Here is a 6924-nt window from a genome sequence, read left to right as displayed (position 1 = left end):
AAATACCCCATTTCACTTTGACCTTTTGGCTCAAAACTCATATAAGCTCCACACCCACTCGACCTTTGCCTTTCATCGCTCGAACATGCTGCTGGCTTTCTGCTAGCAAACTCTCTTTGGTGTCAGACTCTTTTTCAGCGACTCGATCACCGGCTTCTTTGGTTTGCTGGGTGGCGAACTCAGGTAACAAGTCGGCTTTGGCTCTCGCATAAACCGCCTTTTCATACAGAATGACTAATAAGTTTTTCTCTCCAATGCTTGGTTGCCCTGTCACACTGGAAGCTTTAGCAAACCCGCTTTTTTGGTATTGTTCTTTGGTCGTGTTTAATTCAATGTTTAGTTGTGCAATTGCAGCAGCGACAGCGTATGCAATCGCTTCTTTGTCCATATGAGCTGGTACCCCACGACGTTTCTCAAAATCACCGGCATTAATATCCGGCCAAAAACCATCATTGATGATTTTGGTATCTTGATAGTCTGCTCCTGATGAACCATTAAACATTGCATCCCCTTGATATAAGTGAGCCTCTAGCCACTGGGTCGATAGGTCACGATGAACTAAAAGCTATCGCACCCTCGCCAGTCGAGGCTCGGCGGCATAGGAGTCTTTAAAGATTCGAACCTTCTTTAATGGCACGAATACGTTGCTCGATTTGACCGATTTTGGTTTTCACCCCCACTTTCTCGTACTTATCGTGAGCGTGTTGCAGTAATACCAACGCTTTTTCTAATGTTTCTAAGTCCCCGATAGCCGTGGGCTGCGGTTGTCCCTGTTCATTTAGAATTAAGTGCAAGCCTGCAAATCGGTACCACTTGGATTGAACTTTTTCATGCAATCGCCATTCTTTAGCGACCTTTTCAAACACCTGTCCGAAATAGGGTTCAATCGAATGACCACGGGCCGATTCTTTCTCTGCCCACTCAAGAACGGCATCAGCGCAAACTGTCGGCCAGTCACGACGAAAGTTTTCTGGTGTCGGCAAGTCCATCTCTATGGCTTTCATGCACCAATCAATAGCGGTATCCATCTCGTTAACATCGAATAACCAAATCACCATATTGGTAAAGATTGGGTTTTCGAAGACTTCACCTTTTTCCAAATACGCTTCCACGTAAGGTTTGTACTTCGGTACTAAAACCTCTCGTTTATGCTTCACTCTGTCTTCGATGGCATTGAGCTGTTTTAGGCACTTGCGATCGTCTTCAAAACCGAGCAGCTTGATGTGCAGGCTTTCGGTATCTGCACCGGAAATCAATTCCGATGCAGACTGGTTAGCATGCTTTTCAAGAAGTTGTCGGCGCTGTCTTGCTAACGGGCTCACCATATCTCACCCCTTAAACTGTTGAATCAGAGTCAACGACAGTGACTGATTCGATAGCCGCAAACTTTTTCAAATTACCCACAGCGTAACCTTCCATACGGATATGGTTTTGCTTAAAACGAAGCTCATCTTCATCGTTTTTCTGTTTACGCCATTGCGTCCCCTCTTGCGTTAAAATTTGCAAGTTCTTGGTATTGGTCACCCATAGCTGATCAGCAGGAAAGAATGGTGGTGTATAGGCCTTTTTACCCGCGATAGTCTTAGCCAGGCTCTGTGCCGCCTTGTGCTCCGTTGGTTTATCTGCAGATTCAAGCAAACGATGCTGCTCAGCCGCCACCAAGTCAGAACCCACCAACACGACAAGATCTGGATCTTGGCGATGCTCTGGAGCAATGGTGGTATTGATTAGGTCTTGAGCTAAGGAATCCAAATTCTTGTAGGAGTCCTCAGCAGCTCCGGTAGGATCTAACAGGGCCGACGGAAGAACTTGACTTGATTTTTTCTCTTTAACTATTGTTAACCAACCTTTGTTCACATCTTGGCCAAGAGGATTAGCTACTGGGTTAGTTTTGACCGCAATAGAGGTACCGTTAAAACCAATTCGCAGCATGTCTAACGCAAAACGACGAGAAATCGCGTTTTTCATCATGACCAACCATTGGCCTTTCGAACCGGAATTAGCCCATTGGGTCATGGTTTCCCAAAGGATATGTGCGCCAGAATCTGTTTTGGTTAGTTCGTAAGTATTGCCACTTTGTCCCACTTCAACGCTAAAACGTCCAGTGTCGGAGCGACCCGTCGACAAGCCATCATCACCAACATCGATCACTTGACCTTTGATTTGCTGAACAGGTAACAATGAAACCATGCCTAGAAACGCATTCGACTGCATGATCGCTTGGCGTAACTTAGTTTCCATTGGAGGCGTTAAGTTAAAAGACTGCGTCCCTTGTGGAGCATTCGCGGCTTCTAATGTTGCCGCACAAAACTCTTGTAGGTATTTAGTCGATATTGCGTTAAGCATTAAATAATCTCCTCAGATGAGAACTTCTCACTCGCACCCGATGGATCCGGCTCTTGATTAGGTACTTCTTGTGATAGTTCAGCGAACTTAGTTTCGATATCGTTCACTTTCTCAATAAACGAGGCCAACTTTTCTTCCAACGTTGCAGAAAACTGCTCAACGGTGGCTTGGCTGGCCTCTTCTGGCTGCTCTGGACTTTCTTGCAAATTGAACGCTTCTTTCAGTTCTTTCTTAAACTCGCCCTTAAAGACAGAAAAATGTTCTTCCAGTGCGGCTTTGAGTTGCTCTTCGGTCACGTCGGTGTCCTCTACTTTTGATGGCGTTTCTGGCTCTTCATCACCAGAAGAGAAAAATTCATTGAATGCCGCAAAAAATCGGTCTTTATGAGTAAAGCAATCTGAAAAATCGACTTCTTCTAGGTGGCTAGCTTGAATTTCGGTGGTTTCACCTTTAATGCGAGAAAATTGAAGGCGTGATGTCCCTGTTGACGCTGGTGAGTCAGTCGCCGCTAAGCCCATTAAATAGCAACGACCTTCCCCCTTGTAATCGGGGTTTGGCTCGATAGAGGTGAACAGTTTTTGCTTTCTACGATTGGCTTCGAGCATATAATCGTTAGGTTCGAGCTTCGCAAATAGGCGTAATTTACCGTTCAACTGCTCCGCTTTCACTTCGACCACTCGTCCCCAGTTTTCACCGTAACCATAGAAGCGGCGATGCTCAGGCCAGATAAGTGCGGTGTATTCATCCATTGAGTAACTCGCGGCCATCTGTTCAATCCAATCACGGGTGATTTTTCTCCCGTCAACGGTTGGGCCCTCTGTCGCTATGATTTTCCACTCACTAATCTTTGGCATTTTTGTACTCAAACTTGTCAATCACACACCGTTTGAGAAAACAATACGCCTTTGAATGGAGGGGATCAGCTACTTCAATTCCTAGGGATTCGGGTTTGGCCTCTATCCGAATTCATCCGAATTTCCATTCATCATTTTCAATATTTCGGGGCGTATGATGCGCTTATGGCCTATTCCCCCGAAGTACGACAAACCGCCCGAGCACTCTATTTAAAAGCTTGGACGCCAAGTGAAATCGCTACCGAACTGAACCTGAATAATGAACGCATCATTTATTACTGGGCAGACAAATTCAGTTGGCGGGATATGTTGCGTGAACAAACAATTGATGAAGCGATAGCGAACCGTATTCAAACGCTGCTCGAATTGGAAGAACCAAGCAAAAACCAGCTAGACATGCTGGATAGGCTTATAAAACATCACGCATCTTTGAAGAAACAAAGAGCACAAGAAAAGCAGCAAAGTGAACAATCTTTAAACGCTGGCAACAAAAACAACTCTAGTGATCAGCGTTCTGACCGTCGCTCTAAACCAAAGAAGCGCAAAGGCAAAAAGAATGACATCAGCGAACTGAACAAAGAAGATTTCGCCACGTGGCACGATTCCCTGTTCGCCTATCAACACGTAATGCGCAACAACATAAAACAGCGGATTCGAAATATTCTTAAATCCCGCCAGATTGGTGCGACCTATTATTTCAGTGGTGAAGCGTTAGAAGACGCGATTCTAACTGGTGACAACCAAATCTTTTTGTCAGCGTCACGTGCTCAAGCGGAAGTTTTTCGCAGCTACATCATTGCGATTGCAAAAGAGTTCTTAAACATCGAGCTGACCGGGAACCCAATCATTCTCTCTAATGGTGCTGAACTTCGTTTTTTGTCGACCAATAGTAAAACCGCCCAGAGTTATCACGGCCACGTTTATATCGATGAGTATTTCTGGATACCTAAGTTTAACGAACTCAATAAACTCGCTTCGGCCATGGCTACCCATAAAAAATGGCGTAAGACCTACTTTTCGACTCCATCATCGAAAATGCACCAGGCATACCCATTTTGGACTGGCGACCAATGGCGAAAAGGTCGAGACTCCCGCACTAAAATTGAATTTCCTACGTTCGAGGAATATAGAAATGGCGGTGTACTTTGCCCTGATAAGCAGTGGCGTTATGTCGTTACCATTGAAGATGCTGCAGCGGGCGGCTGTAACTTATTCGACATTGAAGATCTGAAAGACGAATACAGCAAAGACGATTTCGACAACCTATTTATGTGTGTCTTTGTTGACAGCGCTTTGTCTGTCTTCAAATTCTCTGATCTTGAGAAAGGCATGGTTGACTCTGCTCACTGGCAGGATTTCAAGCCGAAAACCAAATTACCCTTTGCAGGTCGTGAAGTCTGGTTAGGTTATGACCCTAGCCGAACGCGCGATAATGCTTGTTTAGTGGTCATCGCACCGCCAGCAGTCGCCGGTGAAACATTCCGTGTGTTAGAAAAACACTATTGGAAAGGACTGAACTTCCAATATCACGTAGCTGAGATCGAAAAGGTATTTAAGCGCTATAAGGTCACTTACATAGGCGTAGATACAACCGGCATTGGGGGTGGTGTTTGGGACCTAATAAAGAAAAAGCATCCACGTGAAGCGCACGCCATACATTACAGCAATGAAAACAAAAACCGCCTTGTAATGAAGATGATCGACGTCATAGAAGCTAAGCGACTTCAGTTTGATGCCGAGCACAAAGACATTGCTATGGCCTTCATGGCAATTAAACGGGTTCCGACCAATAGCGGTAACGCCATGACCTTTAAAGCCGCTCGAAGTGAGACAACAGGCCACGCCGATGCGTTTTGGGCAATTTCACACGCCATTATCAACGAACCGTTAGATCACGAAACACCAACGAAATCAACTTGGGCCACTGCAGCATGACCGACACTAAAACAAAACTAGTTAAGCAAGAAGCACTAGCCGAGTCTGTTTATCACATTGACTCATCACCAGAAGCCATCGACTCGACCAGTTGGATGACGTCTTATTCTGAGCTGTTCTACAACGACACAGACAACTATTGGGAACCGCCCATTTCACGACAAGGATTGGCCGAGACATCACGAGCTAATGCCTATCATGGCTCTTTATTAAAAGCACGTGCGAACTATGTTGCTGCTCGTTTCATCGCGGGCGGAGGGGTAAGACGTCGACAACTTCAATCGTTTTGTAATAACTATTTCACTTTTGGTGATGCCGCCTTCTTAAAAATCCGCGACCATTTTAAGCGGCCAGTGCGCCTGTTCCCTCTACCGACTATGTACCTACGTAGACGTAAAAATGGTGACTTTGTGTTACTTGAGCGTGACAACAAGCAACGAGTCTACAAAGCAAATGACATCATTTTCTTGCCTCAAGAAGACTTGCAACAGCAGATTTATGGATTACCTGATTATTTGGGTAGTTTGCAAAGCAGCTTACTAAACAAAGATGCCACACTCTTTCGTCGCCGCTACTACAAGAACGGTGCTCACATGGGCTTTATCTTCTACGCCAATGACCCAAATTTAAGTGACGATGATGAAAAGATGCTAAAAGATAAGATCGCGAGTTCAAAGGGTGTGGGTAATTTCCGCAGTATGTTTGTCAATATTCCTGGTGGTGCAGAGAAAGGTATTCAGCTAATACCTGTGGGAGACATAGCAACGAAAGATGAATTCGAACGCATTAAAAATATTACAGCTCAAGACATCTTAGTAGGTCATCGCTTTCCTGTAGGTAAGGCAGGTATCATCCCACAAGGAACGACCAGCTTAGGTGACCCGATTAAGATTGGTAGTGAATACGCCAAAGATGAGATCATACCCGTATGTGAACTGATTATGGATGAAGTGAACAATGACCCAGAAATTAGAAACATAAAAACCCTCCACCTGAAATTTGATGTTACTACGGGCGACGCTTTATAAAACTGTACAAAAATACAGCAACTGGCGTAATATCATACTGTCAGTCCATTAAGTTAGGCCAACGTTATGAGAGTGTTTTGCCCTGAGTGCGGTGCAAGAAGCCGGATCCTGAAATCGAATAGAATGAGCACAAAACATGCAGATTTGTATTGCTCATGTAGTGATCCTGAGTGTGGGCATACCTTCGTGATGAATTTATCTTATAGCCATACTCTAAGCCCTAGCGCTAAAACTACATCACAATTAGTCTTCAACCTAGCGCAGGCCTTACCGCCAAAACAACGACAAGAACTCCAAGAGCAACTTTCAATGCTATAACGAAAACTTTGGTGACTTGGCTTCTGCAGCCATTGCAACGATTGATTGGATAGCCTTTACTTTATCTGCGTCTAGTTCACCCTTATTGTCCGCAATCAGCAAACCCATTAAGTACACACCTGCCTGTCTGCTCCCTTCACTAGCTTCACTCATTGAAACCCCATCAATAATGACCTCAAGACCGGATTGAAATAGCTGTTTTTCTTTAGACATATCATTACCCTTATCAGTAAGACTGAATTTACTGTGTATTTATACAGCTTGGTAATAGTGAAACTTACTGGATATTTGTACAGCTTTCTAGCTAGATTCTTAAGTTAGCTTCACTCATATGTCATATTTCTTCTTTGAGAGCATAAGTTTATTGCTCACCCTAACAACTAACAAAAAATGATTAAACTCTATTTAATTCATTGACTTAAAATAAATTACAGATTTAAAAA

General features: G+C 44.3%; 8 protein-coding genes. 3 read left to right on the top strand and 5 right to left on the bottom strand.

Features of this window, described 5'->3' with window-relative positions; translation table 11 throughout:
• Positions 1 to 37: 37 nt before the first annotated feature.
• The 4 genes from AB4653_RS09940 to AB4653_RS09925 form a co-directional block, all read right to left on the bottom strand.
• Positions 38 to 502 (bottom strand): head completion/stabilization protein, encoded by a 465-nt coding sequence (locus AB4653_RS09940; protein ID WP_102257927.1) that lies wholly within the window; start codon positions 500 to 502, stop codon positions 38 to 40.
• A gap of 106 nt (positions 503 to 608) precedes the next feature.
• On the bottom strand, positions 609 to 1325 hold the full coding sequence (gpM, locus tag AB4653_RS09935; RefSeq protein WP_102257928.1) for a phage terminase small subunit: 717 nt from the start codon (positions 1323 to 1325) through the stop codon (positions 609 to 611).
• Between the two features lie 10 nt (positions 1326 to 1335).
• On the bottom strand, positions 1336 to 2346 hold the full coding sequence (locus AB4653_RS09930) for a phage major capsid protein, P2 family (protein WP_102257929.1): 1011 nt from the start codon (positions 2344 to 2346) through the stop codon (positions 1336 to 1338).
• Positions 2346 to 3200, bottom strand: coding sequence for a GPO family capsid scaffolding protein (locus tag AB4653_RS09925; protein ID WP_102257930.1), 855 nt, complete (start codon positions 3198 to 3200; stop codon positions 2346 to 2348). Before AB4653_RS09925 ends, AB4653_RS09930 begins: the two co-directional genes overlap by 1 nt.
• Before the next feature lie 165 nt (positions 3201 to 3365).
• Between AB4653_RS09925 and AB4653_RS09920 the strand changes: the two genes are divergently transcribed.
• From AB4653_RS09920 to AB4653_RS09910, 3 genes are all read left to right on the top strand, one after another.
• On the top strand, positions 3366 to 5135 hold the full coding sequence (locus AB4653_RS09920) for a terminase large subunit domain-containing protein (RefSeq protein WP_102257931.1): 1770 nt from the start codon (positions 3366 to 3368) through the stop codon (positions 5133 to 5135).
• Entirely contained in the window at positions 5132 to 6163 is a 1032-nt protein-coding gene (locus tag AB4653_RS09915) for a phage portal protein (protein WP_102257932.1), read from the top strand. Before AB4653_RS09920 ends, AB4653_RS09915 begins: the two co-directional genes overlap by 4 nt.
• Positions 6164 to 6229: 66 nt before the next feature.
• A complete protein-coding gene (locus AB4653_RS09910; protein ID WP_102257933.1) occupies positions 6230 to 6481 on the top strand; it encodes an ogr/Delta-like zinc finger family protein in 252 nt (83 codons plus the stop codon).
• Here AB4653_RS09910 and AB4653_RS09905 read toward each other — a convergent pair.
• The gene (locus AB4653_RS09905) at positions 6476 to 6694 is read right to left on the bottom strand and encodes a hypothetical protein (protein WP_102257934.1); all 219 of its coding nucleotides are present in this window, start codon (positions 6692 to 6694) and stop codon (positions 6476 to 6478) included. The two genes, AB4653_RS09910 and AB4653_RS09905, sit on opposite strands and share 6 nt — an antisense overlap.
• Positions 6695 to 6924: the final 230 nt, after the last annotated feature.

Origin of the sequence: Vibrio sp. 10N.222.48.A3 (genome assembly GCF_041475345.1) — a bacterium.
In the GTDB taxonomy this organism is placed as follows: Bacteria; Pseudomonadota; Gammaproteobacteria; order Enterobacterales; family Vibrionaceae; genus Vibrio; species Vibrio tasmaniensis_A.
This window is presented reverse-complemented; position numbering and strand designations above follow the sequence as displayed.